The sequence below is a fragment of the Burkholderia sp. Ac-20392 genome, assembly GCF_017104585.1.
GTDB lineage: Bacteria > Pseudomonadota > Gammaproteobacteria > Burkholderiales > Burkholderiaceae > Burkholderia > Burkholderia lata.
The window spans coordinates 1-1,149 of record NZ_JAAGPB010001042.1; the positions used below are offsets into that span (position 1 = coordinate 1).

A 1,149-nucleotide genomic window follows, 5' to 3' on the forward strand; every position below is an offset into this window, starting at 1 on the left:
CCGGCTTCGTCGACCGGCTGCGCACGCGCGCCGAGCCGCGCGTGCCGGTGCGGATCGCCGCCTGCTGCGCGGGCGGATCGGAGGGCGCGGAAGGGATCGGGATGGTGCACGACATCAGCTTGAGCGGGCTGTCGATTGCCGTCGACCGGCCGATCGCCGCAATCGGCGAACCGTTGCGCGTACAGCTTCCGTACTCGGCGGGCGACCGGGTCGAGCTGCTGGCGCTCGACAGCACGGTGCGGGCCGTCCATGCCGATCCGGCGGCGCCCGCGCTGACGCTGCATCACGCGGCGTTCGGCGAGACCGGCGCCGACGACCTGATCCGTCTCAAGGCGCTGCTGTTCGACCGGCTGATGGCGTCGTCGGATACCGATCGGCGGCGCTGAGGCAAGGCTGGGCGCACCCCGTGCCGCGCCACGGCATTCAGTGCATGAATGCCGACAATCATCTGATGATTCGGGTGATTCCGCGGCGATTGTATGTTTTCCGTCAACAGTGAATTCGCGATTTAAGTATTTACCCTGATAGCGTGGCCTCCTAGACTTCTACTCATGCGCAACGACCCCGAGTCCGAAGCGCCTGACAAAACAATCCTGGAGGTAACGCATCATGAAATCGCTGATCAAGGCAGTTGCACTGGCCGCTCTGGTGGCCGCACCGGTTGTCTCGTTTGCACAGAGCCAGCAGCCGCTGACGCGCGCGCAAGTGCGTGCCGAGCTGGTCCAGCTCGAAAAGGCCGGCTACAACCCGAACGACTGGATGAACTACCCGGAAAACATCCAGGCCGCACAGGCAAAGATCGCCGCCGCCCAGAACACCGGTGCGCAAGCTGATGCAACGGGCTACGGTGCGAGCCCTGCCGCGACGTCGCAGTCGGGTCAGCGCGTGGTCGTGCCGGCCGCAACCGATCGTTCGTCGGTGTTCTTCGGCCACTAAGCCAGGCAGCGCCCGCAAGGGCGCCCGGTTTGCCGTTTCATCTGAAACCCGTGCACGGTATCCGTGTGCGGGTTTTGCATTTTGGCCACGTGAATGGGTGGGGCTGCAAGAGGGTGCTGCGCCTGATCCGCATCACCGCGTGCTGCCCGCCTGCCGGGCCCGCGTCGCGAGCACGGCCGCGACGCCGCCGAGGATCGCGGCCGATGCGAGCGC

At 66.2% G+C, this 1,149-nt stretch carries 2 protein-coding genes; both read left to right on the forward strand.

The genetic code is table 11. The features are described 5' to 3' along the window. Positions 1 to 386 (forward strand): PilZ domain-containing protein (locus tag G3N99_RS40655; RefSeq protein WP_206125248.1); only part of this gene is annotated, 386 nt, incomplete at its 5' end. Between the two features lie 223 nt (positions 387 to 609). After that, positions 610 to 936 carry a DUF4148 domain-containing protein gene (locus tag G3N99_RS40660; RefSeq protein WP_174935341.1) on the forward strand — a complete coding sequence of 109 codons (327 nt, stop codon included), beginning with the start codon at positions 610 to 612 and terminating at the stop codon, positions 934 to 936. Positions 937 to 1,149: the final 213 nt, after the last annotated feature.

Bases quoted from the DNA above. Each gene is read 5' to 3' on its own strand.
- G3N99_RS40660 (WP_174935341.1), top strand. From the start codon at position 610: ATGAAATCGCTGATCAAGGCAGTTGCACTGGCCGCTCTGGTGGCCGCA.